Origin of the sequence: Streptococcus sp. 9.1(2021) (assembly GCF_030466425.1) — a bacterium.
GTDB lineage: Bacteria > Bacillota > Bacilli > Lactobacillales > Streptococcaceae > Streptococcus > Streptococcus wuxiensis.
Map to the genome: position 1 here is coordinate 60,890 of NZ_JAGQFU010000003.1, position 24,351 is coordinate 85,240.

Consider the following 24,351-nt stretch of genomic DNA (forward strand, 5'->3'; position numbering starts at 1 on the left):
TACGTTTTCGCTCAACTGATTCTTGGAAAGAATCACAAATTTACATTTAAAACGTTAACAATAAAAATTTAAATTTAGAATGAGGTTTTACTTCATGGAAAATGTTGTTGTACATATCATCTCTCACAGTCACTGGGATCGTGAGTGGTATCTACCTTTTGAAAGTCACCGTATGCAATTGGTGGAACTTTTTGACAATCTTTTTGATCTTTTTGAAAATGATCCTGAGTTCAAGAGCTTCCACCTAGATGGACAAACCATTGTCCTCGATGACTATTTAGAAATTCGCCCTGAAAACCGTGACAAGGTGCAGCGTTATATCGACGAAGGCAAATTGAAGATTGGGCCTTTCTATATCTTGCAGGATGATTACTTGATTTCCAGTGAAGCTAACGTCCGCAATACCTTGATTGGACAAGCGGAATGTGCCAAATGGGGCAAATCTACTCAAATTGGTTATTTCCCAGATACTTTTGGAAATATGGGGCAGGCTCCTCAAATCCTTCAAAAATCAGGTATTCACGTAGCAGCCTTTGGTCGCGGTGTCAAGCCAATCGGATTTGACAATCAAGTCCTTGAAGATGAACAGTTTACCTCTCAATTTTCTGAGATGTACTGGCAAGGGGCTGATGGTAGCCGTGTGCTGGGTATTCTCTTTGCCAACTGGTACAGTAACGGGAACGAAATTCCAGTGGATAAAGATGAAGCTTTGGATTTCTGGAAACAAAAATTGGCAGACGTTCGTGACTATGCATCAACTAACCAATGGTTGATGATGAACGGTTGCGACCACCAACCAGTTCAACGGAACTTGAGCGAAGCCATTCGTGTGGCAAACGAACTCTTCCCTGACGTGACCTTTATTCATAGCTCATTTGACGAATATGTCCAAGCACTGGAAAGTGCCCTTCCTGAACAATTATCAACGGTCACAGGTGAGTTGACTAGCCAGGAAACGGATGGCTGGTACACCCTTGCCAATACCTCTTCTTCACGTGTTTATCTCAAACAAGCCTTCCAAGAAAATAGCAACTTGTTAGAGCAGGTCGTGGAACCATTAACCATTATCACTGGAGGCCACAACCACAAGGATCAATTGACCTATGCTTGGAAAGTACTTCTGCAAAATGCACCGCACGATAGTATCTGTGGTTGTAGTATTGACGAAGTTCACCGTGAAATGGAAACTCGTTTTGCAAAGGTTAATCAAGTCGGGAATTTTGTTAAGAGTAATCTTCTTAACGAGTGGAAACATAAAATAGCAACTCAGGAAGCGCAAAGCGACCACCTCTTTACCGTTGTCAACACAGCCTTACATGACAAGGTTGATACAGTTAGTGTTGTAGTGGATGTTGTGACTTGTGATTTTAAAGAATTGCATCCGACTGAAGGTTACAAGAAGATGGCAGCCGTGACCTTGCCAGATTACCATGTTGAAGATTTGGATGGCCATGTCCTTGAAGCCAAGATTGAAGACTTGGGAGCAAATTTTGGCTATACTTTGCCTAAGGATAAATTCCGCCAACCATATATTGCACGCCAAGTGCGCGTGACAATCCCAGTCCACCTTGCTCCGCTTTCTTGGGCAAGCTTCCAATTGGTCGAAGGTCAAGTAAATCACCGTGATGGTATTTACCAAAATGGAGTAATTGATACACCATTCGTAACAGTCAGTGTGGATGAAGGAATCACAGTCTATGACAAGACTACTAACGAAGCTTACGAAGATTTCATCCAATTCGAGGACCGTGGAGATATTGGTAACGAGTACATTTACTTCCAGCCGAAAGGAACTGAGCCAATTTATGCTCAACTGAAAGGTTATGGAGTCTTAGAAAACAATGCTCGCTATGCTAAAATCTTGCTCAAACATGACTTGACCATTCCAGTCAGTGCAGATGAAAAATTGGATGCTGAACAAAGAGGTATCATCGAGTTCATGAAACGAGATGCAGGTCGTTCAGAAGAGTTGACAACTATTCCTCTTGAAACTGAGATGACCGTCTTTGTGGACAATCCACAGATTCGCTTTAAAACTCGCTTTACCAACACAGCCAAGGATCACCGCATTCGTCTCTTGGTGAAAACTCATAACACTCGTCCAAGCAATGATTCTGAAAGCATCTATGAAGTTGTGACACGGCCAAATAAACCAGCAGCTTCTTGGGAAAATCCTGAAAATCCACAACACCAACAAGCCTTTGTAAGCTTGTATGATGACGTAAAAGGAGTAACCGTATCCAATAAAGGATTGCATGAATACGAAATCCTTGGAGACGACACCATGGCTGTAACCCTTCTTCGTGCTTCAGGCGAACTTGGTGACTGGGGTTACTTCCCAACGCCGGAAGCTCAGTGCTTGCGTGATATCGAAGTTGAATTTGCAGTAGAATGTCACCAAGCAGGGGAACGCTTCTCAGCTTTCCGTCGTGCCAAAGCCTTCCAGGTGTCATTTACAGCTCTTCAAGTTGCAAAACAAGAGGGTAGCGTTGCAGCAACGGGTAGCCTCTTTAACCATCCGGCTCTGAACTTGCCACAAGTATGCCCAACAGCCTTTAAGGTGGCTGAGAATGAAGAAGGTTATGTCCTTCGTTACTACAACATGAGTCAAGAAAATATCCGTGTGTCTGAAAAACAACAAACTATTCTTGACTTGTTGGAACGCCCATACCCAGTCCATTCAGGACTATTGGCACCACAGGAAATTCGTACAGAACTCATTCAAAAAGAAGAAATTTAATTTCAAAAAGTAAACATAAAAAGAAAGGAGGAGCGAAAAAGTAAGAACAAACTGCTGATTCGCTCCTTTTTGCAGGTGAAAGCAATGACCATTGCAACGATTGATATCGGAGGGACTGGCATTAAGTTTGCTAGTCTAACTCCTGATGGAAAGATTTTAGATAAAACCAGCACCCCAACTCCAGAAACTCTGGAAGATTTATTTGCTTGGTTGGACCAACGCTTGTCAGAACAGGACTATCGTGGGATTGCTATGAGTGTTCCAGGAGCGGTCAATCAAGAAACAGGAGTGATCGAGGGAATTAGTGCCATTCCTTACATCCATGGTTTTTCTTGGTATGAGGTGCTAGCTCATCACCAGCTACCTGTCCATCTAGAAAATGATGCCAACTGTGTTGGACTTAGTGAACTGCTAGCTCATCCTGAGATTGAAAATGCAGCCTGTGTCGTTATTGGTACAGGGATCGGTGGGGCCATGATTATCAATGGCAAAATTCACCGTGGTCGCCATGGCTTGGGTGGAGAGTTTGGTTACATGACAACTATCGAACCAGCAGAAAAACTCAATAACTGGTCACAACTAGCTTCTACAGGAAACATGGTTCGTTATGTGATTGAAAAATCAGGTCAGTCAGACTGGGATGGCCGTAAGGTTTATCAAGAGGCTTCAGCAGGCAATGCCCTTTGCCAAGAAGCCATTGAGCGGATGAATCGTAATCTTGCTCAAGGATTACTCAATATCCAGTATCTAATCGACCCAGATGTCATTAGCCTAGGTGGCTCTATCAGTCAAAACCCAGATTTTATCAAAGGTGTGCAAAAAGCAGTAGACGTCTTTGTGGAAAGATATGAAGAATATACAATTGCGCCAGTGATCCAAGCCTGCACCTATCAGGCAGATGCCAATCTCTACGGCGCTCTTGTCAACTGGTTACAGGAGGAAAATCAATGGTAAATTTTACCGGAATTAGCAGTAAACAACAGCAAGCTATAGACTTACTTCAAAATCACATTTCACTACCAGATGTAGAAGTGGCAGTCGCTCAGTCTGACCAAGCTTCTATCTCTATCAAGGGTAAGGGCGGAGAATATCAATTGACTTATCGCAAACCTCACCAACTCTATCGTGCCTTGTCTGTTCTCGCAACAGCTTTGGTAGAAGGTGATAAGGTAGAGATTGAAGAACAAGCGGCTTATGAAGATTTAGCCTACATGGCTGACTGTTCGCGAAATGCAGTTTTAAATGTTGCATCTGCCAAGCAGATGATTGAAGTCTTAGCTCTGATGGGTTATTCAACCTTTGAACTCTACATGGAAGACACCTATCAGATTGAAGGCCAACCCTACTTTGGTTATTTCCGTGGAGCGTATTCAGCTGAAGAGTTACAGGAAATTGAAGCATACGCCCAGCAGTTTGACATGACCTTTGTCCCATGCATCCAGACCTTGGCTCACTTATCAGCCTTTGTTAAATGGGGTGTTAAAGAAGTCCAGCAACTTCGTGATGTAGAGGACATTCTCCTCATCGGCGAAGAAAAAGTTTACGACCTAATCGACGGCATGTTTGCGACTTTGTCTAAACTACAAACACGCAAGGTCAATATCGGCATGGACGAAGCCCACTTGGTTGGTTTGGGACGCTATCTCATCTTAAACGGTGTTGTGGACCGTAGCCTCCTCATGTGCCAACATTTGGAGCGCGTGCTGGATATTGCAGACAAGTATGGTTTCCACTGCCAGATGTGGAGCGATATGTTCTTCAAACTCATGTCAGCAGATGGCCAGTACGACCGTGATGTCGAAATTCCAGAAGAAACTCGTGTTTATCTTGACCGTCTCAAAGACCGTGTGACCTTGGTTTACTGGGATTATTATCAGGATAGCGAAGAAAAATACAATCGTAACTTCAGTAACCACCACAAGATTAGCCAGGATATTGCCTTTGCAGGTGGTGCTTGGAAGTGGATTGGTTTCACACCACACAACCATTTCAGTCGTCTCATCGCTATCGAAGCAAACAAAGCCTGCCGTGCCAATCAGATCAAAGAAGTCATTGTGACTGGTTGGGGGGACAATGGTGGTGAAACAGCTCAGTTCTCTATTCTGCCAAGCTTACAAATCTGGGCAGAACTCAGCTATCGAAATGATTTAGACCGTTTATCTGCTCACTTCAAAACCAATACCAGTTTATCCGTTGAGGACTTTATGCAGCTGGATTTGGCCAATCTTTTACCAGATCTACCAGGAAATCTAAGTGGTATCAATCCCAACCGTTATGTCTTTTATCAAGATGTCCTTTGCCCAATTCTTGATAAGCACATGACTCCTGAACAGGACAAACCTCACTTTGCCCAGGCAGCTGAGACTCTTTCTGACATTACAGAAAAAGCTGGAGTCTATACTTATCTTTTCGAAACTCAGGCCCAGTTGAATGCTATTTTAAGTGGCAAGGTTGATGTGGGACGACGTATCCGTCAAGCCTATCAAGCAGATGATAAAGAGAGCTTGCAACAAATCGCTAGGGAAGAATTACCAAAACTCAGAAGCCAGATTGAAACCTTCCACAAGCTCTTTAGTCAGCAATGGTTGAAAGAAAACAAGGTCTTTGGCTTGGATACAGTAGATATCCGTATGGGTGGGCTCCTGCAACGAATCAAGCGAGCAGAAAGCCGTATCGAGACTTATTTGGCTGGTCGAATTGACCGTATCGAAGAATTAGAAGTCGAAATTCTTCCATTTACTGACTTCTACGCAGATAAGGACTTCGCAGCTACAACGGCTAATCAGTGGCATACTATTGCGACAACTTCGACTATTTATACGACCTAGAAAAACTCTATGCAGGCAGAGTGTTTCCCGTGAAACCTATTCTTATATAAAAAAGTTCTCCACATAAAATAATTTGTGGAGTTTTTTCTATAATTTGTAGTTTAAACTGTCCTAAAAATAAGAGTATACTATTTTTGTAAACGTTATCAAGTCTAAAAAATGTGAGATTATGAAGTTTTAGAAAAATAAAAAGGGAGGAAATTATGAAGAAGTTTTCAAAAACTTTAAGAGATAATTGGATTTTTCTCTTAATGGTTCTACCAGGAACAATTTGGTTGATTTTATTCTTCTACATTCCAGTTTTTGGGAATGTGGTTGCCTTCAAAGACTACCATATGACTGGTGAAGGATTCGTTCACAGTATTATAAACAGTAGATGGGTCGGACTAGATAACTTTAAATTCTTGTTTAGTTCGAAAGATGCCTTTGTCATCACTCGAAACACTGTACTTTACAACCTTGGCTTTATCTTTATTGGTTTGGTTGTGTCAGTAGGTATCGCCATTATCCTTAGTGAACTTCGCTCTAAGCAAATGGTTAAAATCTACCAAACATCTATGTTATTCCCTTACTTCCTATCTTGGGTTATCATCAGTTTCTTTACAGATGCTTTCCTAAATATCGATAAAGGGCTTATCAACCATACCTTAGAAGCTCTTGGGATGAAGGGTATAAACTTCTACGCTGATATCAGTATCTGGCCTTACCTCCTCCTCTTCCTAGGTATCTGGAAAGGCTTTGGATATAGTAGTGTGATGTACTACGCAACTATCATGGGTATTGACCCAACTTACTACGAAGCAGCGACAGTGGACGGTGCTAGCAAATGGCAACGTATCCGTAACGTAACCATCCCTCAGTTGACACCGCTTGTGACAGTATTGACCATCCTTGCAGTCGGAAACATCTTCCGCGCAGACTTCGGTCTCTTCTACCAAATCCCTCACAACGCTGGTCAGCTCTATAGTGTAACAAACGTATTGGACGTATATGTCTTTAATGGATTGACTCAGACAGCAGACATCGGTATGGCGTCAGCAGCCGGCCTCTACCAGTCAGTTGTCGGTTTGATTCTGGTTATCCTATCAAACTTACTTGCAAGACGTGTTGATCCTAACTCGGCACTATTCTAGAAAGGAGGAGCATATGGCAAAAAAAATTCAAAAAGAAAAAATTGATAATGTTGGCATACACTCCTTCAGCAAAAAAGCAGATATTTTCTTTAGTATCATATCTGGTTTGCTAGCCTTCTCTTGTATCTTGCCTTTCATCTTTGTTATCATTATCTCAATTACAGATGAGAAGAGTATCGTCCAAAATGGATACAGTTTCTTCCCTTCTAAGTTTGGATTAGATGGCTTTGAGTTTTTGGCGCAGTTCAAAGATAAGATTTTACAAGCGCTCTTTATCTCAACTTTTGTGACAGTTGTTGGAACTTTGACAAACGTCTTTATCACAACAACATACGCTTATGCTATCTCACGTTCAACATTTAAGTATCGCAAATTCTTTACAATCTTTGCTCTTCTTAGTATGTTGTTCAATGCTGGTTTGGTACCAGGCTATATCGTGGTAACTCAGTTACTTCACTTGGGTGATACCATTTGGGCCTTGATTGTTCCGATGCTTCTATCACCATTCAACATCATGTTGATGCGGTCTTTCTTCAAGAAAACCATTCCAGAAGCAATCCTCGAATCAGCTCGTATCGATGGTGCTAGCGAGGCGCGGATCTTCTTCCAAATCTGTTTACCACTCTCTCTTCCAGGGATTGCGACTATCACACTTTTGACAGCACTTGGATTCTGGAACGACTGGTTCAATGCCCTTCTTTACATCAAGAGTGATAACTTGTATCCATTGCAATATTTGCTCATGCAAATTCAAAACAACATGGATTACATTGCTAAGTCAGTTGGGATGTCAGGACAACTTGCAGTTGCCCTACCAAAAGAAACAGGTCGTATGGCCATGGTCGTAGTTGCGACTGTTCCAATTGCGATTCTCTATCCATTCTTCCAACGCTACTTTGTAAAAGGTTTAACTATCGGTGGTGTTAAAGAATAAGAGACACTGAGAAACAAGCTTTCTCTACCCTATCTAACTTTTCTTTGTTGAAAAGTAGATCACTAAAATTGTTTTAAATTTAAAAATAAAAAAAGGAGTTTTTATCATGAAAAACTGGAAAAAATATGCTTTTGCATCTGCTAGCCTTGTAGCTTTAGCTGCTAGCCTCGCTGCTTGTGGAAACCTTAAAGGTAACAACCAAAAAGCTGCTGACTCAGCTTCAGGTGACAAAACTGTTATCAAAATGTACCAAATCGGTGACAAACCAGATAACTTGGATGAATTGCTAGAAAATGCAAACAAAATCATCGGAGAAAAAGTTGGTGCTAAATTAGATATCCAATACCTTGGATGGGGTGACTACGGTAAGAAAATGTCAGTTATCACTTCATCAGGTGAAAACTATGATATCGCATTTGCAGATAACTACGTAGTAAACGCTCAAAAGGGTGCTTATGCTGACTTGACAGAATTGTACAAGAAAGAAGGAGCTGATCTTTACAAAGCGCTTGACCCAGCTTACATCAAAGGTAACACTATAAACGGTAAAATTTACGCTGTTCCAGTTGCAGCTAACGTTGCATCTTCACAAAACTTTGCCTTCAACGGCCCACTTCTTGAAAAATATGGTATCGATATCTCAGGTGTAACTTCATACGAAACACTTGAACCAGTCTTGAAACAAATTAAAGAAAAAGCTCCAGATGTAGTGCCATTCGCTGTTGGTAAAAACTTTATTCCATCAGAAAACTTTGACTACCCAGTTGCAAATGGTCTTCCATTCGTCATCGACCTTGAAGGCGACACTACTAAGATCGTAAACCGTTACGAAGTTCCTCGTTTCGTAGAACACTTGAAGACTATGCACAAATACTATGAAGCAGGATACATTCCAAAAGACGTAGCAACTAGTGATACTTCATATGACCTTACTCAAGATACTTGGCTTGTTCGTGAAGAAACAGTGGGACCAGCTGACTACGGTAGCAGCTTGCTTTCTCGTGTTGCTAACAGAGACATCCAAATCAAACCATTTACTAACTTCATCAAGAAAAACCAAACAACTCAAGTTGCAAACTTTGTAATCTCAAACAACTCTAAGAACAAAGAAAAAGCAATGGAAGTGTTGAACCTCTTGAACACTAACCCAGAACTCTTGAACGGACTTGTTTATGGACCAGAAGGCAAGAACTGGGAAAAAGTTCCAGGTAAAGAAAACCGTGTTAAAGTTCTCGATGGATACAAAGGAAACACTCACATGTCAGGATGGAACACTGGTAACAACTGGATCCTTTACATCAACGAAAACGTTACAGATGAACAAATTGCACAATCTAAGAAAGATTTGGAAACTGCAAAAGAATCTCCAGCGCTTGGATTCATCTTCAACACTGACAACGTGAAATCTGAAATCTCAGCTATCACTAACACTATGCAACAATTCGATACAGCTATCAACACTGGTACTGTAGACCCAGAAAAAGCTATTCCAGAATTGATGGAAAAACTTAAATCTGAAGGTGCTTACCAAAAAGTATTGGATGAAATGCAAAAACAATACGACGAATTCTTGAAAAACAAAAAATCTTAAGATAGATTGATTTCGTGTATTCATTCCTAAAAGATGCGATCACTGCCTTGTCTGGAGTTTTCCAGACGGGGTGGTGATTCTTTTTTGGGTAAATACATATAATTATCTGTAGTTGTGTCTAGAGATTTGCTCTTACATATAAGGTTGGACACAGACACATGAAAAAACACTATCTTTTTTTTAAAAGTAGTGCAATCTTATCCTACTTATTTTTCTGGATTCGAAATCTTATCAGTCTTGTCTTTATTGGACTGATGGTATGGATATTAGTCAAGACAGGTCATGGATATCTTTTTGTTATTCCAAAGAAAAAATGGCTTTGGTATACAGTTTTGACGATTCTCGTAGCTGTGCTTCATATAACGTTTAATTTCCAAACGGCTAGACATGTTCAGTCTACCTATGAAGGTTGGGCTGTGTTGATCGGTTATAGTGAGAAAAATTTTGCCGAGTTGGGACTCTACCTATCCTTATTTTTTCTAGGGCCTCTGATGGAAGAGTTGATTTATAGAGGATTGCTCCAACATGCCTTTTTTAAAGATTCGAAATTTGGGCTTGACCTGATTCTTCCTTCGGTTTTATTTGCTCTTCCTCACTTTACAAGTTTTCCCAGTGTACTAGATATTCTTGTTTTTGCGACATTTGGAATCTTTTATGCGGGTCTAACTCGCTATACCAAGAGTATCTATCCTGGTTATATCGTTCATGTTATCAATAATATTGTTGCAACCTTACCATTTTTGGTAACTTTTCTTCATCGAATATTCAGCTAAATAAGACCTGTTTCAGATCTTGTTTTCATTTTTCGGTCAAATAAATTGCATTCGCTTTCTTGAGGGAGTATACTGGTATAGTTGAATGAAAAATTCTGATAATTTAATCTTAGAAAAGAGAATCTTATGGCAAAACCTATTCGTGTTTTACTTTACTATAAATATGTTCCCATCGAAAACGCAGAACAATTTGCGGCTGACCACTTGGCTTTCTGTAAGTCTATTGGCCTCAAGGGCCGTATCCTAGTGGCTGACGAAGGAATCAACGGAACTGTTTCTGGTGACTACGAAACAACGCAAAAATACATGGACTACGTTCACAGCCTTCCAGGTATGGAAGACCTCTGGTTCAAGATTGACGAAGAAAGTGAGCAAGCTTTCAAAAAGATGTTTGTTCGCTACAAAAAAGAAATCGTTCACCTTGGGTTAGAGGATGATAACTTTGATAACGACATCAATCCTCTTGAAACAACAGGTGCTTATTTATCTCCAAAAGAGTTCAAAGAAGCTCTTTTAGACGAAGATACAGTTGTCCTTGATACTCGTAACGATTACGAGTACGACCTTGGACACTTCCGTGGGGCTATCCGTCCAGACATTCGCAACTTCCGCGAGTTGCCACAATGGGTTCGTGATAACAAGGAAAAATTCATGGATAAACGTGTCGTAGTTTACTGTACAGGTGGAGTCCGCTGTGAGAAATTCTCAGGCTGGATGGTCCGTGAAGGCTACAAAGATGTTGGCCAATTGCACGGAGGAATCGCGACTTATGGGAAAGATCCAGAAGTTCAAGGGGAACTTTGGGATGGGAAAATGTATGTCTTTGACGAACGTATTGCAGTCGATGTCAACCATGTCAATCCAACCATTGTAGGGAAAGATTGGTTTGATGGCACACCGTGCGAACGCTATGTCAACTGTGGAAATCCATTCTGTAACCGCCGTATCTTGGCATCAGAAGATAACGAAGATAAATATCTCCGTGGTTGCTCACACGAGTGTCGTGTTCACCCACGTAATCGTTATGTTTTAGAACATGAATTGACACAAGATCAAGTCATCGAGCGTCTAGCAGCAATTGGTGAGAGCCTAGACCATTCTGAAGTTGTATAATAAACATTAACAGTCCTAAAGGGCTGTTTTTCTATGCTTTTGACCAAAAAATCTTAAATTTGTTTCTGCATCTTTCAGGAAAATGGTGTATACTATATGTAAACGATTTCAAAGGAGACCATTATGGTGAAGACATTTTTTATTCCAAATAAACAAAGTATTTTAGGACAACAGGAGATTCTTACAGCTAAATCAATTTTAGGCTTAGTAGAAGGCCTAGAGTCCCATAGTTATGATGCTGTCTACCTCCGTCAACCTCTCAATCACCTTGAGTATATCGAGTGTGGAATCGTAGGTAAGTCTCAATTTCTCTTTAAAGTTCGCTACCTTGACTCTCAAAAAGGCTATCAAGTCATCATTCCTGACTTGATTACAAGAGCTGACTGGGAGATTGTAGAAGGGCTCTTGCAGGCTTTGTCTAGTAAGGTTGGTGAAGCAGTTGAGGGCTTGGCAGACTTTGATTTGGAAAACTATTTCCAAGAAACGGTTAAGAACTATCTGGCTGATAAAGCTGCTCGTTTAGGTTTCTGTCAGGGTATTCTATCACCTGTTTACTTTGATAAGAAGGATTTGGAAAGTTTCTTGGAAGAAGATGGCTTGGCACGTTTTGAAGAGCTAGTTAAGAGGGTTCAAGGGTCAGCTGCTTATCCTTCCAGTGCTAAATTTTATCCAGATGGTGAAGGTAAGGTGCATGGGGTTTATCACCTAGCTCAGGGAGTAAAAACCATTTTGCCAAAAGAACCGGTGATTCCAGCTCCTTACGTTGAGCAATTGGTAGGCAAGGAACTTGTTTGGGAGATTGATTTGGTAAAAATCTCTGGGGATGGCTCAAAACCAGAAGACTATGAAGCGATAGCTAGACTGGATTACCAAGCATTTCTAGGAGCTTTGCCAAAAGAACTTTATCAGGACTTAGATGCTAACCAAGTAGAAGTAGGACCTGTTTCAGGTGAAGATTTTGAGAACTTAGTAAAAGCTAACTAGAGGCATAAATGAAAGATATTGGTTTTAAATAATGTGAAAAGGCAGATCGTTTGATCTGCTTTTTGTGGACACAAAAAAATCCTGTCAGAGTGACAGAATTTTATCTTACATAAAAGCAAGAATTCGAAGATAGTCAAAAACAAGAGCCATTTCTGCTAGGAAAAAGATAAATAGGACACCTCCGTTGACCAAGAAAGCCAAGAGAAGGCGATAGAAGGAATCAGTTTGACTACCCTTGCTAGGTCTTGAAATGATATAGAGGTTACCAAGTAGTACCATGCCCATACTAATGAGGCAGAGAAGAGCCGCAAAGCGTAGACCGTTAAAGAAGGCAAAGAAACTAGCAATACCTGTCAAGAGAATTGGGATAGCCAAGAGTCTGCTATGTACTTGAAAGGCTCTTTCCAATGTCCAATCACTGTCCTGATCGACAAAACGTTTGACTACAAATCCACCCATGAGAATTGAAAAGAAGAAGAGACTTGTCGCTACTAGGATGGAGAAGACCGAGAAGAGATTGAGAGATGGGAATTGTTCCATGAAGTGAGCATCGATGCTTGCCATACGACCATAGTAGCCTTGTTTGGCGTGATAAACTATAAAGAGAAAACTTGTAGCAGAAAAGATAGTTAGTAGTGCAAAGGCGTTATAACTATGTTTTTTATCTGAACCAATGCTTGCTGTTGGCTCTTTGAGAGCACCTTGTAACCAGACCCAAAAATCAACCAATTCTTCTTTGAAGATTGCAGTTTTTGTAGGGACAGGGTCTGGGACAAATGGACTTTCCAAAGATTTGCTAGGCTGAGGTGCTTCCTTAACTGGTTTTTCTACTTGGTCTGTCTTTGTTGCCAGTTCTTCTTGTTCTTCAGTCTCTACAGGTTCTTCTGACTTGTCTATCTTTTCTGTATTTTCCGCGATTTCTTCGTGTTCGTTATTCTCTACTTTTTCTAGGTCAGTTTCTTGTTCTTCAGGATTGGCTTGAAGGCTTTCTTCAACCACTGGCAATTCTTCTTTTTCTTTTAACTCTTCTTGGGGAATGACTGGGTCAGATGGGTTATCTTTTTTTTCATTGTTGGCTGTTTTCTCGAAATCAGCACTTTCGAACCATTCTTGAGTCATGATGGGACCTCCTTTTTTATTTCTTGTTTGAGTAGTAATGATTAACTATTATTCATAATTTCTCGAATTGGGTGAGCGATCCGGTTCGTCTGGAATGTTGATATCTTGACCTGCCTTTACGACGAGGAGATCTTGCGTATCTTTTTTCTCTACTTTGTAAGGATTTGAGAATTCTTCGTCCCTATTTACATTATTTCCCTGGGCAGGATTCACTCCTTCTCGAGTTCGATGATAAATAGCTCCGTATTCTGATGAAAGATTGAGATTGATTCGTTCAAGCTCTTTTCTTGATAACATGAGCGATATGTCATTTTCTGCCTCAAATTCTACCTTACCGTGCACTTGGATGTCGTCAGCAGAGATATGTTCATGTTCTGCTTGGATACGGCTATCTGTTAGACTGGTTCCAAATACATTGACGATTCCAGCTGTAGTCAGTTGGCTGTTTTTGATCTCGCTATTAGTGATACGAAGAAGATAGCCATTTGACTGGATCTTGGCATTGCTGACTTTTACATCGGCAATCGAAAGGACACCGTGGTCGACCTGGGCAGTTATGTTTTTTAATTCTCTTCCTTTTGGTAGTGATAGAACGACTTCGTCATTACGTCTAGAGACTCCGCTTGCGATAAATAGGATACCCTCGATACTAGAACCAATAGAGCGACGAGTAGTTGACTTGGTGTCTGAAATCTCAAGAGTTTTTTCATTGATAGAATGTTGAAGATTTTCTTTTTCAGAGAAGGTTGGATGATACTGAAGGTGAATCTTGTCATCGCTAGATTCTCTAATGACTAACGAATGTTCTGTCAGTGACATGTTAAGATTTTCAATATCTTGATCAAAAACGAGCTCTTCCATTCGGCTCTCAAAGACTGGTTTTTGTGACATTGCAAGGAGGCTTCTGACACCATCGGTTTGGATGCCGATGATCATCATGGCAAAACCGATGATACTAGTAACAACACCAAAGATAAGAAATCCTTTTGTTAATTTACGCATGACTTTCACCTCTCTTTCCTCTATTAAGAATCCACTGAATAAGTCGAAGGATTAGTATTCCAAAGAAACGGGTCACATAGGAAGTCGCCAGCAAGACTAGGGATGAAGCTCCAAGAGCTAGCAAACCTCCACCAAAAATCAGCATAAAAGCAGATGTCGATTCAGCCAGAACGTAGAAGCTTTCAAATAGGAGAACGCCTCCTAGGATTAGTCCAGCTGCTGATACAGCAAAGAAGGCTAAAAGTACACTAACCGCAGCGATAAAAATCCCGATGATAGCCATGAGAAGACCAATCCCGACTGGAATCCCAATAGGTGCAGCCAGAAGTGCGAGGATTGCGATTTGTAAAACCTGACGGTTGTTCTTATTGGAATTTTCTTCGTTGATTTTCTTATCAAGAAGTGTAGTCAGGATGTCATGGGCAGCCTCTTTTGGACTTCCCAGACTAGTCATTAGCTCTTCCTCACCTTCTGGACCAGCATCATCAAAGAGTTCTTTGAAGTAGTCCATGGCTTCGATGCGATCAGCTTGAGGAAGCTTCATCAGATAGGCTTCAAGCTGATTCAAATATTCAGTTCTTGTCATGGCGAATGCTCCCTTCTATGATGCCATTGATAGTGTCAGTGTAGAGTGTCCACTCTTCTCTGAGTACAAATAGTTGCTCCTCCCCAATCTCTGTTAAGGAGTAGTATTTCCGCATCCGACCTTGGTATTCGCGAGAGTATGTAGTCAGATAGCGGTTGGTATCCAGTTTTTTCAAGATGGGGTAGAGGGTAGATTCCTTGATTTTGGCAATGAGTTTAATGGTTTGACTAATTTCATAACCATAGGAATCCCCTTGTTCTAGAATGGCCAAGATGAGAAATTCAATCAAAGCCGCTGATGTCGGAAAATACATGGGGCACCTCCTTTTTAGTATATAAAAATTTTATATATAATTATTCTACACATACATCATACAACTAAATGTAAGCCCTGTCAAGAAATATGTATAAAATTTTTACATATAAAAAACCCTCTAGTGAAAGCTAGAAGATTAGAGGATTTTATCCGATTTATCCACCATAAAGAGGGCGACCGTCATGATGATATCAATAACTAGAAGAGCCAGTACAGCTGGAATCCAGGAATGGAACATGTCAAAGCTGTAACCAAAGAGAGTTGGACCGACAGCTGCCAAAATGTAGCCTCCGGTCTGGGCAAGTCCAGACAATTGGGCTGTCTTTTCAGGCGAGCTAGTTTTGATGGAGAAGCAAACCATGAGATAAGGGAAAAGAGCGCTACAGGCAGTACCAATTAAGAGATGGGCCACCAACCAGTAGAGGAAACTGTTGCTCGGGTATAAAAGCATAGCAATTCCAAGCATTCCAGCCAGAGAGATGACTGTTAACATGATTTGACGGTGACGATTAGACAGGCGCGTCGTTAAACTTGGAATGGTCATGGAGAATGGAATGCTAATTAGTGAGAAGATTGAAGCCAGTAGGCCAGCGTCTGTATGAGATAGTCCGGCACTGATGGTCATGGTTGGTAACCAGGTCATGCAGGTATAGAAGAGTAAAGACTGAAGCCCGCCAAATACAATAATAGCCCAAACTTGCTTGTTTTTTAAGATATTCTCTTTCTCTTGTTTTTTCTCATGTCTTTCTAAGAAATGATTGTGACCATGGTTGGGGAACCAGACCAATAAAGTTAGTAGACAGACCAAGGATAAGCAGAGAATCAAGCCTTTCCAAGATGTCGCCTGAGTAATGGGTACAGAGAGATAGGAAGCAAGAGCCGTTGTAATCCCCATAGAGGTCACATAGATGGTTGTCAGAAAGCCAATCTTTTGTGGGTGATTGGCCTGAATGGCGCTAGGAAGGAGCACGTTGAAAATAGCGATACTTGCTCCGATAAGTAAGGTTCCCAGATAGAGCAGGGGAAGATTAAAGATACGAATCACTGAACCTATGGTCAAGACGATAAGACTATAGGTGAAAAGGTGCTCAAGTCCAATTTTTTGAGCCAAACGGGTCGCAAAAGAGGAGAAGAGGGCGAACATCAAGAGAGGGAGACTGGTCAAAACACCAAGTGAGCTAACTTCCACTCCTAAACCTTGGGCAATATCTCCCAAAACAGTTGGCAAAGCTGTGAAAGGAGCTCTTAAGACCGCTCCGATTAAGATAATTCCTAGAATAAAAAAGAGTGATCGTTTTTTCATGTGAACCTCAACAAACTGATTTTGATAACAGCTTATTTTAAGGCTTTTTCCTATAGATGTCAAGATGGCGTGAGGGAATCCATCTTTTAGCTGCGAAAAATCATTGAAAAAAGTTTGATAGATTTACTAGTTTTTTTCTTGTATTCAAATAAAAATAGGAAAGTCTGAAAATTTGTGATAAAATAGTGAAAGAAAATCTATATATTGGAGAAGTACTGTGTCTGAAAATCGTAAATTTAGCGTCTTGATGTCAGTCTATGTTAAAGAAAATCCAGCCTTTCTAGAAGAGGCAGTAGGGAGTATCTTACATCAAACGCTCAAACCTAGCGAAGTGGTCATCGTCGAAGATGGTCCGCTGACACCTGAACTGTATCAAGTTTTGGAAAAATTGGAAGCACAGTCAAGTATTCCAATCAAACGTTGTCCGCTTGTGCAAAATCGTGGTCTAGGTTTGGCGCTTCAGTTTGGTGTCTTACAGTGCCAATATGACGTCATTGCCCGTATGGATACAGATGACATTGCTGTCGAAGACCGTTTCGAACAACAGTTCGAATTGATGGAAAAAGAAAACTTGGACCTGCTAGGTGGTCATATCGCAGAGTTTATCGACCAACCAGATGAGATTGTGTCTTACCGTCGTGTGCCGATTAAGCATGAGGATATCGTTGCCTACCAACGTATGAGAAGTGCCTTTAATCATATGACTGTTATGTTCAAAAGAAAGATGGTTCTAAAGGCTGGCAACTACGAAGACGGTCTCTATATGGAAGATGATCTCCTTTGGCTCAATATGATTAGTGCAGGAGCTCGAACTGGGAATGTGGACCAGATTCTATGTAAGGTGCGAGTGGGAGCAGGGATGTTTGAACGTCGTGGTGGTCTTCGCTATCTCAAACTCTATCGCCAAGCACGAAAGAGAATGCACGAGCGTGGACAGATTTCTTATGGTGAATATCTGAAAAGTGTCTTAATCCAAGTTGTTGTTGCACTTTGCCCAGGCTTTGTACGACAGTTTATTTTTTTAAAACTTCTAAGAAAAAGCAAGTAATTGTAGCCAATTGGATTTTAAAAATTTATCTGAAGATTACTAGAAAATGTGATTTTGTGTAGGAGGATACCATTCACATGAATAAAAAAATAACAGATTACGTAATTGATCTGGTTGAAGTATTAAATAAACAACAGAAACAAATTTTTTGGGGATTTTTTGATATTGCCAGTATGGTCTTATCAATTATTGTTTCCTATATTCTATTTTATGGCTTGATTAATCCAGCCCCGGTAGACTATGTCATTTACACAGGTTTGACCTTCCTTTTCTACCAGCTTATGATTGGATTCTGGGGGCTTAATGCTAGCATTAGTCGCTATAGCAAAATCACAGATTTTATGAAGATTTTCTTCGGAGTGACTATCAGTAGTATCTTGTCTTATGTGATCTGCTATGCTTTCTTGCCGCTCTTTTCTGTCCGCTTTATCGTACTCTTTATCCTATTAACAACTTTCTTGATTCTACTTCCTCGTATCACTTGGCAGTTGATTTACTCAAGACGTAAAAAGGGTAATGGAGAAGGAGAACACCGCCGTACCTTCTTGATTGGTGCCGGAGATGGTGGTGCGCTCTTTATGAACAGCTACCAGCATCCTACCAGTGACCTTGAACTAGTTGGGATTCTGGATAATGATGAAAAGAAAAAAGGACAAAAACTTGGGAAAATCCCAGTTTTGGGTTCTTATGATGATCTACCAGAATTGGCTAAACGCTACAGAGTTGAAAAAGTTATCGTTGCGATTCCGTCTCTAGATCCATCTGAATATGAACGAATCCTGCAAATGTGTAACGGTATCGGTGTAAAATGCTTTAAAATGCCGATGATTGAGTCAGTTGTGCAAGGTATCCAGCCTCAAGTAGGTGGTTTCCAGAAAATTGATATCACGGACCTGTTGGGACGTAAAGAGATTCAGCTTGATGAATCACGCCTGGGTTCTGAAATCACTGGCAAAACAATCTTGGTGACTGGAGCCGGAGGTTCTATTGGTTCAGAAATCTGCCGTCAAGTTAGTCGATTCAATCCTGAACGTGTCGTTTTGCTCGGTCATGGAGAAAACTCTATTTATCTGATTTACCATGAATTGATTCGCAAGTTCCAGGAAATTGATTTTGTTCCTGTCATTGCCGATATTCAAGATTACGATCGTTTGCTTCAAGTTTTTGAACAGTACGAACCAGCGATTGTTTACCATGCTGCAGCCCATAAACATGTTCCGATGATGGAGCGCAATCCAAAAGAAGCCTTCAAAAATAACATCCTTGGAACTTATAATGTTGCTAAGGCAGTTGACGCAGCTCGAGTTCCAAAAATGGTTATGATTTCGACAGATAAGGCTGTTAATCCACCAAACGTAATGGGAGCAACAAAACGTGTTGCTGAGTTGATTGTGACTGGATTTAATCAACGTAGCCAATCAACCTACTGTGCGGTGCGTTTCGGTAATGTTCTCGGTAGTCGTGGTAGTGTGATTCCTGTCTTTGAACGTCAGATTGCTGAAGGTGGTCCTGTAACGGTGACAGACTTCCGCATGACTCGTTACTTCATGACCATTCCAGAAGCTAGTCGTTTGGTAATTCATGCAGGAGCTTATGCAAAGGATGGGGAAGTCTTTATCCTTGATATGGGCAAACCAGTACGCATTTATGATTTGGCTAAGAAAATGGTTCTACTCAGTGGCCATACTGAAAATGAAATTCCAATCGTAGAAGTAGGAATTCGCCCAGGTGAAAAACTTTACGAAGAGTTGCTTGTATCAACTGAATTAGTGGACAATCAAGTAATGGACAAGATCTTTGTTGGTAAAGTAAATGTGATGCCTCTTGAGATGATCAATCAGAAGATTGAAGAGTTTCGTACCTTGCAAGGCTCTGAATTGAAGAGAGCAATCATAGCTTTTGCTAATGAAACAACACATGTTGACTAACTATAGATGAGATATTATCTACGACTTCTTTTAGAGAAGGAGCAGATAGTATCTTTTTTTAACGTCTAAAGCAAGCTCTTGTGAACCATGCACTGACTTGTCAGGTTTCAACACTTATGATAAAATATAGTCATCAAAGTAAATAGGAGTATTTTATGATTAACGCAATTAAAAATTTCTTTAAAGGTTATGTAGATTTCTCTGGACGTTCAACACGCCCAGATTACTGGTGGATTTGGTTGGCAAACATTATCCTTTCTATCCCTTTCTACATGGTATACGCTAGTGCAATGGCAAATCCAGATAGCGAAGCTGCTGTTATGACTTTGGGTCTTTTCGTATTTATTTATTTCATTTTTGCGCTAGCAGTTTTCTTGCCTGGCCTTGCATTGACAGTTCGTCGTCTACGTGACGCAGGTTTCCATTGGGCACTCATTTTCGTTGCCTTTATTCCATTTGTTGGAGGTATCGCCCTTATGGTGCTACTAGCTATGCCATCAAAGGACTAACGATAAGTTCAACTTTCTGAAGAAAGATACAAGAACGAAGAAGTTTCAATCTTGAATCGAACTTCTTGAGTCTTGATGAACCATTTACTAACACTCCCAGGTCTCTTACTAGATTTGGGAGTGTTCTATAACTGTACAGTTTAGTATCTACTGATAAAATAAAAAATGGGAGTATCCTATGATTAACGCGTATAAGAATTTTTTTAAGAATTATGCAGAGTTCACTGGTCGTTCAACGCGTCCAGATTACTGGTGGGTTTGGTTAGGAAACTTTATCCTTTCTATTCCTTTCTGGATTATCTATTTCTACACTGTATTTCTTAGTGCCGTGATGGATTCAGTGAGCGATTCAGCCAGCGAAGCTACTTTTATGGTTTTGGGTTTGGTTGTCATTATTTATGCAATTTTCTACCTAGCAATCTTAGTACCGACTTTAGCTTTATCAGTTCGCCGTTTGCGTGATGCTGGTTTTCACTGGGCCTTTATCTTCCTTCGCTTTGTTCCAATGGGAGGGATAGCTCTTTTGATTCTTTTCGCTATGCCGACAAAAGAAACTGAAGTGGTAAACTATAGTGAATCTCAAGCAGTCAAAAATGAAGAAGGCATCGAAGATACACCGTTCGAAGAATCAGATAAGAACTAAGAGATTCTTGCTTTACGGTTGAATCTTGTCCAGTAGTTCTCATGCCTTGTTTAACATATAATTAGGAGTATCTTATGATTGAAGCCTATAAAAATTTCTTTAGAGGGTTTGCAGACTTTTCAGGACGTTCAACACGTCCGGATTTTTGGTGGGTTTGGATAATGAACACTATTTTGTCCATTCCTCTTTATATTACCTATTTTCAGGCTGTCTTCACTGAAGAAGAAGTAGCAGACCCTGTCGCAAGTATTGGAATTCTGAGTTTTTATATCATTTTTTATCTAGTGATATTCATACCGAGTATCGCTCTAAGAGTTCGTCGTTTACGTGGCGCAGGATTTCACTGGGCCTTCATTTTTCTCGCTTTCGCTCCAATGGGAGGATTTATTCTTTTAGTCCTGCTGGCAATGCCAACTAAGGAAGTAACTAGCTAATAAATGACAGATTAAAGCAAGAACAAATTAAAAAACACTCCAATTTAATTGGAGTGTTTTTTGTTTAGGGTTTCAATTATAGTTGACGTAAAATGTCTGCTGGTTGATGTGCGACCCAGTCAGGTTGATAGGTCATGAGCTCCTTTTCGTCGCCAAATCCCCAAGTAACCGCTAGTTTTTTAATGCCAGTTTCTTGGGCGCCAATCATATCAAATTTAGTATCTCCGATAAGGACCACTTTTTCTGGGTTCAAGTTATGAGTTGCCAAAGCTTGACGAATGACATCTGCCTTATGTACTGCTTGAGGACTTGAACCATAGACGCCGTCAAAGAAGTGATCGATTTCAAAATTAGCTGTCATATGGACTGCTGTCGGAGTATTTTTTGTTGTCGTGATATAGAGAGGATATTGTTGGGCTAGTTCAGTGAGTAGTTCCTTGATTTGTGGAAATAGTTGGGCTTCGTAAACTCCCTTTTCTTTATAATAGGAACGATAAAGCTGGATAGCTAGCTCAATCTGCTCAGTTGGTAAGCAACTAGCGAAACTAGTTTCCAATGGCGGCCCCATAAAACCACGGATGGTTTTTGCGTCTGGACTAGGGACTCCCAGTTGTTCAAAAGTATAGGTGAAGCCATTGTGAATACCGATAGAGCTGTCCACAAGGGTTCCATCTAAGTCGAAAAAGATGGCTGATAGGGATGACATTGATTCTCCTAGTAATCTTGAAATTATTCGCCGAAGATTTCTTTTTGAAGGCGACGACCTGTCGGTGTGGCTGCGAGACCACCTTCGGCGGTTTCACGAAAGGCAGTTGGGAGGCTAGAGCCTACTTGGTACATGGCATCAATGACTTCGTCAACTGGGATTTTTGATTCAATACCGGCTAAAGCCATATCGGCTGCGATGAAGGCGAAGCTTGCTCCCATGGCATTACGCTTAACACATGGAACCTCAACCAAACCTGCAACGGGATCACAGATAAGACCGAGCATATTTTTGATAACGAAGGCAATAGCCTGGCTCGCTTGGTAAGGAGTTCCACCTGCAGCTAGAGTTAGGGCAGCAGCGCTCATGGCAGAGGCAGATCCAACTTCGGCTTGACAGCCTCCTTCAGCTCCCGAGATAGAAGCGTTATTAGCAATGACGAGTCCAAAAGCACCAGCAGCAAAGAGAAAATCTAGTTGTTGTTCATGCGTTAAATCTAACTTTTGAATAGCAGATGTGAGAACTGCAGGAAGACAACCTGCGCTACCTGCGGTTGGTGTCGCACACACAAGGCCCATCTTGGCATTGTGTTCATTAACTGCAATGGCATTACGGGCGGCAGACAAGACAGTGAAGTCTGATAAGGTCTTTCCTTTTTTGATGTAGTGGTCGAGCTTAGCTGCATCACCACCAGTCAAACCGCTACGAGATTTCTTTTCGCTTAGACCAAGCTCGACGGAAGCTTTCATGACTCCGAGGTTACGTTCCATGAGGAGGAGAACTTCCTCACGCTCACGACCAGTTAGCTCATACTCAGTCCTAATCATGAGCTCAGCAACATTTCCTTGGAAATCAAGTTCGGCTTGTTCGACTAATTCTTTGATAGAGTAAAACATATTTTCTCCTATTGAAAGAAATTGACATTGTGCAAATGAGGAATTTTTCGAATTTCTTCGATAGATTCTTCACAGTTACGACTATCAACTTCAATAATCATGATTGCTTTCTCGCCGGCTTTTTCTCGAGTTACATTCATTTGGGCGATGTTGATGCCAAAGCGAGAAAGAGTTTCTGTCACATGAGCAATCATACCTGGAACATCCTGATGGACGATGATGATGGTAGGGGTGTTCATGTTGAGAGATACGGCAAAACCATTTAATTCTGTTACCTGGATATTTCCACCGCCGATTGAAATTCCTGTTACGCTGATAGTCTTACGATCGTTCTTAACAGTGATTTTCGTAGTATTTGGGTGGGGAGCATTACTGTCCTTTTGGATGGTCCACACGATTTTAATGCCACGCTTGTGGGCAATTTCTAAACTATTTGGAATTTCAGGATCATCCGTATCCATTCCCAAAATACCAGCTACAAGGGCAAGGTCTGTCCCGTGTCCACGATAGGTTTTTGCAAAAGAGTTAAAAAGCTGGAATTCAACCTCCGTTGGAGTATCATCAAAGATAGATGAAACGATTTTACCGATACGAACAGCTCCTGCCGTGTGACTACTAGATGGCCCAATCATGACTGGTCCAATGATATCAAAGACAGATTGAAAACGAAGTGATTGCATCTGTTTCCCCTTAAAAAGATTCTTACTTCTATTATAGCAAAGATTAGATGTAAGTGCTTAATTACTTTCTGAAATATATAAAAAGATTAAAAAGCTTTTATAACAAGGGTTTTGTAACAAAAAGTGGCTTTTTTAAGTAAATAAATCACAGTTTTGTAACATTTCTACACAAATTCGTTAACAAATAGTAACATTAGAAAGGTATCATGGTAGTATAAGAAAAAAGGAGAACTTTTTTAAATGAAATTAAACATTAAGACTAAACTTGCAGGATTTGCAGTTGTACTTGCTTTCCTTGCACCATCACTTACTTTTGCACAAGAAACAAAAACTTATACAGTTAAACCTGGAGATACTCTTTCAGAAATTGCTGAGACTTACAACACAACAGTTGAAAAATTAGCTAAATTGAACAACATTAAAAATGTTGACCTTATCTTTATTGACCAAGTATTGGTTATTGATGGGGAAGCTCCAGTTGCCCAAACTACGACAACAGAAGCACCTGTAGCAGAAGTTGAAGAAACTCCAGCAGTTGCTGAAACTGTTGTAGAAGAAACTACATATGAAGAAACTTACGAAGCTCCAGCTTCAGCACCTGCAGCAGCAGAAAGCTACTCAGCTCCAGCTGCAACTGTAAGCGGATCTGAAGCAGAAGCGAAAGAATGGATCGCTCAAAAAGAATCAGGCGGTAGCTACACTGCGACAAACGGACGTTACATCGGACGTTACCAATTGACAGATTCTTACTTGAACGGCGACTACTCAGCTGAAAACCAAGAACGTGTAGCAGACGCTTATGTTGCAGGACGTTACGGTTCATGGACAGCTGCTAAGAACTTCTGGCTTAACAACGGTTGGTATTAAGAAGATATAGAAAAGGAAGTCTCAATGACTTTCTTTTTTGTTTACAAAGATATCAACTTCTCGCTCTAGTTCTGTTAGTAAGTGTTCATCTTCTACTAGCTTAGCTAAGGAGAGTCCATTTTGTATCAACTGAGCATCATTAGTACAAATGCCTATACGAATATAGGAAAACGCAAGTGTGTCATACTGTCTGCTTATTTTTGCTTCCTCCAAGAGAGT

23 protein-coding genes are annotated in these 24,351 nt (G+C 40.7%); 15 read left to right on the top strand and 8 right to left on the bottom strand.

Features of this window, described 5'->3' with window-relative positions; all coding sequences use genetic code 11:
* The first annotated feature begins 94 nt into the window (after window positions 1-94).
* From KBU52_RS08070 to KBU52_RS08110, 9 genes are all read left to right on the top strand, one after another.
* Complete coding sequence (locus tag KBU52_RS08070; RefSeq protein ID WP_074324775.1) at window positions 95-2,740, top strand: alpha-mannosidase; 2,646 nt, start codon at window positions 95-97, stop codon at window positions 2,738-2,740.
* An 84-nt stretch (window positions 2,741-2,824) separates the two neighbouring features.
* Window positions 2,825-3,694, top strand: coding sequence for an ROK family protein (locus KBU52_RS08075; protein WP_254724781.1), 870 nt, complete (start codon window positions 2,825-2,827; stop codon window positions 3,692-3,694).
* Entirely contained in the window at window positions 3,688-5,568 is a 1,881-nt protein-coding gene (locus KBU52_RS08080; protein ID WP_254724780.1) for a beta-N-acetylhexosaminidase, read from the top strand. Before KBU52_RS08075 ends, KBU52_RS08080 begins: the two co-directional genes overlap by 7 nt.
* Window positions 5,569-5,771: 203 nt before the next feature.
* Window positions 5,772-6,701, top strand: a complete 930-nt coding sequence (locus KBU52_RS08085; RefSeq protein ID WP_254724779.1) for a sugar ABC transporter permease — start codon at window positions 5,772-5,774, stop codon at window positions 6,699-6,701.
* A gap of 13 nt (window positions 6,702-6,714) precedes the next feature.
* Window positions 6,715-7,635, top strand: coding sequence for a carbohydrate ABC transporter permease (locus KBU52_RS08090; protein WP_254724778.1), 921 nt, complete (start codon window positions 6,715-6,717; stop codon window positions 7,633-7,635).
* A 106-nt stretch (window positions 7,636-7,741) separates the two neighbouring features.
* Window positions 7,742-9,226: an ABC transporter substrate-binding protein gene (locus KBU52_RS08095; protein WP_254724777.1), complete on the top strand. Its 1,485-nt coding sequence runs from the start codon at window positions 7,742-7,744 to the stop codon at window positions 9,224-9,226.
* 158 nt (window positions 9,227-9,384) lie between these two features.
* Window positions 9,385-9,999 (top strand): CPBP family intramembrane glutamic endopeptidase, encoded by a 615-nt coding sequence (locus KBU52_RS08100; RefSeq protein WP_254724776.1) that lies wholly within the window; start codon window positions 9,385-9,387, stop codon window positions 9,997-9,999.
* A gap of 126 nt (window positions 10,000-10,125) precedes the next feature.
* Complete coding sequence (locus tag KBU52_RS08105; protein WP_254724775.1) at window positions 10,126-11,112, top strand: rhodanese-related sulfurtransferase; 987 nt, start codon at window positions 10,126-10,128, stop codon at window positions 11,110-11,112.
* A 123-nt stretch (window positions 11,113-11,235) separates the two neighbouring features.
* Window positions 11,236-12,096 carry a DUF4299 family protein gene (locus KBU52_RS08110; protein ID WP_254724774.1) on the top strand — a complete coding sequence of 287 codons (861 nt, stop codon included), beginning with the start codon at window positions 11,236-11,238 and terminating at the stop codon, window positions 12,094-12,096.
* Between the two features lie 105 nt (window positions 12,097-12,201).
* On the opposite strand, the gene KBU52_RS08115 is transcribed toward KBU52_RS08110, so the two are convergent.
* The 5 genes from KBU52_RS08115 to KBU52_RS08135 form a co-directional block, all read right to left on the bottom strand.
* Window positions 12,202-13,215, bottom strand: coding sequence for a DUF6574 domain-containing protein (locus KBU52_RS08115; protein WP_254724773.1), 1,014 nt, complete (start codon window positions 13,213-13,215; stop codon window positions 12,202-12,204).
* Between the two features lie 48 nt (window positions 13,216-13,263).
* Complete coding sequence (locus KBU52_RS08120; RefSeq protein ID WP_254724772.1) at window positions 13,264-14,217, bottom strand: DUF4097 family beta strand repeat-containing protein; 954 nt, start codon at window positions 14,215-14,217, stop codon at window positions 13,264-13,266.
* Window positions 14,210-14,803, bottom strand: a complete 594-nt coding sequence (locus tag KBU52_RS08125; protein WP_254724771.1) for a DUF1700 domain-containing protein — start codon at window positions 14,801-14,803, stop codon at window positions 14,210-14,212. Before KBU52_RS08125 ends, KBU52_RS08120 begins: the two co-directional genes overlap by 8 nt.
* Window positions 14,790-15,116, bottom strand: a complete 327-nt coding sequence (locus tag KBU52_RS08130; protein ID WP_006149048.1) for a PadR family transcriptional regulator — start codon at window positions 15,114-15,116, stop codon at window positions 14,790-14,792. Before KBU52_RS08130 ends, KBU52_RS08125 begins: the two co-directional genes overlap by 14 nt.
* A gap of 138 nt (window positions 15,117-15,254) precedes the next feature.
* Window positions 15,255-16,421, bottom strand: coding sequence for an MFS transporter (locus KBU52_RS08135; RefSeq protein ID WP_254724770.1), 1,167 nt, complete (start codon window positions 16,419-16,421; stop codon window positions 15,255-15,257).
* A 217-nt stretch (window positions 16,422-16,638) separates the two neighbouring features.
* Between KBU52_RS08135 and KBU52_RS08140 the strand changes: the two genes are divergently transcribed.
* The 5 genes from KBU52_RS08140 to KBU52_RS08160 all read left to right on the top strand — a co-directional run bounded on the left by KBU52_RS08140 (window position 16,639) and on the right by KBU52_RS08160 (window position 20,983).
* The gene (locus KBU52_RS08140; RefSeq protein WP_254724769.1) at window positions 16,639-17,469 is read left to right on the top strand and encodes a glycosyltransferase; all 831 of its coding nucleotides are present in this window, start codon (window positions 16,639-16,641) and stop codon (window positions 17,467-17,469) included.
* Between the two features lie 77 nt (window positions 17,470-17,546).
* On the top strand, window positions 17,547-19,397 hold the full coding sequence (locus KBU52_RS08145) for a nucleoside-diphosphate sugar epimerase/dehydratase (RefSeq protein ID WP_254724768.1): 1,851 nt from the start codon (window positions 17,547-17,549) through the stop codon (window positions 19,395-19,397).
* Between the two features lie 155 nt (window positions 19,398-19,552).
* Window positions 19,553-19,906 carry a DUF805 domain-containing protein gene (locus KBU52_RS08150; protein WP_024053577.1) on the top strand — a complete coding sequence of 118 codons (354 nt, stop codon included), beginning with the start codon at window positions 19,553-19,555 and terminating at the stop codon, window positions 19,904-19,906.
* Window positions 19,907-20,084: 178 nt separating this feature from the next.
* Complete coding sequence (locus KBU52_RS08155) at window positions 20,085-20,549, top strand: DUF805 domain-containing protein (protein WP_024053578.1); 465 nt, start codon at window positions 20,085-20,087, stop codon at window positions 20,547-20,549.
* Between the two features lie 74 nt (window positions 20,550-20,623).
* Window positions 20,624-20,983, top strand: a complete 360-nt coding sequence (locus tag KBU52_RS08160) for a DUF805 domain-containing protein (protein WP_024053579.1) — start codon at window positions 20,624-20,626, stop codon at window positions 20,981-20,983.
* A 76-nt stretch (window positions 20,984-21,059) separates the two neighbouring features.
* On the opposite strand, the gene KBU52_RS08165 is transcribed toward KBU52_RS08160, so the two are convergent.
* From KBU52_RS08165 to sdaAB, 3 genes are read right to left on the bottom strand one after another with little or no spacing between them, the layout of a single operon-like run.
* The gene (locus KBU52_RS08165) at window positions 21,060-21,689 is read right to left on the bottom strand and encodes an HAD hydrolase-like protein (RefSeq protein WP_254724767.1); all 630 of its coding nucleotides are present in this window, start codon (window positions 21,687-21,689) and stop codon (window positions 21,060-21,062) included.
* Window positions 21,690-21,712: 23 nt separating this feature from the next.
* On the bottom strand, window positions 21,713-22,585 hold the full coding sequence (gene sdaAA / locus KBU52_RS08170; protein ID WP_254724766.1) for an L-serine ammonia-lyase, iron-sulfur-dependent, subunit alpha: 873 nt from the start codon (window positions 22,583-22,585) through the stop codon (window positions 21,713-21,715).
* An 8-nt stretch (window positions 22,586-22,593) separates the two neighbouring features.
* Window positions 22,594-23,265, bottom strand: a complete 672-nt coding sequence (sdaAB, locus tag KBU52_RS08175) for an L-serine ammonia-lyase, iron-sulfur-dependent subunit beta (protein ID WP_254724765.1) — start codon at window positions 23,263-23,265, stop codon at window positions 22,594-22,596.
* A gap of 240 nt (window positions 23,266-23,505) precedes the next feature.
* Between sdaAB and KBU52_RS08180 the strand changes: the two genes are divergently transcribed.
* Window positions 23,506-24,132 (top strand): LysM peptidoglycan-binding domain-containing protein, encoded by a 627-nt coding sequence (locus KBU52_RS08180; RefSeq protein WP_254724764.1) that lies wholly within the window; start codon window positions 23,506-23,508, stop codon window positions 24,130-24,132.
* Window positions 24,133-24,351 lie beyond the last annotated feature (219 nt).

Bases quoted from the DNA above. Each gene is read 5' to 3' on its own strand.
- KBU52_RS08150 (WP_024053577.1), top strand. From the start codon at position 19,553: ATGATTAACGCAATTAAAAATTTCTTTAAAGGTTATGTAGATTTCTCT.
- KBU52_RS08165 (WP_254724767.1), bottom strand. From the start codon at position 21,689: ATGTCATCCCTATCAGCCATCTTTTTCGACTTAGATGGAACCCTTGTG.
- KBU52_RS08070 (WP_074324775.1), top strand. From the start codon at position 95: ATGGAAAATGTTGTTGTACATATCATCTCTCACAGTCACTGGGATCGT.
- sdaAB (WP_254724765.1), bottom strand. From the start codon at position 23,265: ATGCAATCACTTCGTTTTCAATCTGTCTTTGATATCATTGGACCAGTC.
- KBU52_RS08110 (WP_254724774.1), top strand. From the start codon at position 11,236: ATGGTGAAGACATTTTTTATTCCAAATAAACAAAGTATTTTAGGACAA.
- KBU52_RS08100 (WP_254724776.1), top strand. From the start codon at position 9,385: ATGAAAAAACACTATCTTTTTTTTAAAAGTAGTGCAATCTTATCCTAC.
- KBU52_RS08155 (WP_024053578.1), top strand. From the start codon at position 20,085: ATGATTAACGCGTATAAGAATTTTTTTAAGAATTATGCAGAGTTCACT.
- KBU52_RS08075 (WP_254724781.1), top strand. From the start codon at position 2,825: ATGACCATTGCAACGATTGATATCGGAGGGACTGGCATTAAGTTTGCT.
- sdaAA (WP_254724766.1), bottom strand. From the start codon at position 22,585: ATGTTTTACTCTATCAAAGAATTAGTCGAACAAGCCGAACTTGATTTC.
- KBU52_RS08180 (WP_254724764.1), top strand. From the start codon at position 23,506: ATGAAATTAAACATTAAGACTAAACTTGCAGGATTTGCAGTTGTACTT.
- KBU52_RS08120 (WP_254724772.1), bottom strand. From the start codon at position 14,217: ATGCGTAAATTAACAAAAGGATTTCTTATCTTTGGTGTTGTTACTAGT.
- KBU52_RS08130 (WP_006149048.1), bottom strand. From the start codon at position 15,116: ATGTATTTTCCGACATCAGCGGCTTTGATTGAATTTCTCATCTTGGCC.
- KBU52_RS08090 (WP_254724778.1), top strand. From the start codon at position 6,715: ATGGCAAAAAAAATTCAAAAAGAAAAAATTGATAATGTTGGCATACAC.
- KBU52_RS08125 (WP_254724771.1), bottom strand. From the start codon at position 14,803: ATGACAAGAACTGAATATTTGAATCAGCTTGAAGCCTATCTGATGAAG.
- KBU52_RS08105 (WP_254724775.1), top strand. From the start codon at position 10,126: ATGGCAAAACCTATTCGTGTTTTACTTTACTATAAATATGTTCCCATC.
- KBU52_RS08135 (WP_254724770.1), bottom strand. From the start codon at position 16,421: ATGAAAAAACGATCACTCTTTTTTATTCTAGGAATTATCTTAATCGGA.
- KBU52_RS08160 (WP_024053579.1), top strand. From the start codon at position 20,624: ATGATTGAAGCCTATAAAAATTTCTTTAGAGGGTTTGCAGACTTTTCA.
- KBU52_RS08085 (WP_254724779.1), top strand. From the start codon at position 5,772: ATGAAGAAGTTTTCAAAAACTTTAAGAGATAATTGGATTTTTCTCTTA.
- KBU52_RS08080 (WP_254724780.1), top strand. From the start codon at position 3,688: ATGGTAAATTTTACCGGAATTAGCAGTAAACAACAGCAAGCTATAGAC.
- KBU52_RS08095 (WP_254724777.1), top strand. From the start codon at position 7,742: ATGAAAAACTGGAAAAAATATGCTTTTGCATCTGCTAGCCTTGTAGCT.
- KBU52_RS08115 (WP_254724773.1), bottom strand. From the start codon at position 13,215: ATGACTCAAGAATGGTTCGAAAGTGCTGATTTCGAGAAAACAGCCAAC.
- KBU52_RS08145 (WP_254724768.1), top strand. From the start codon at position 17,547: ATGAATAAAAAAATAACAGATTACGTAATTGATCTGGTTGAAGTATTA.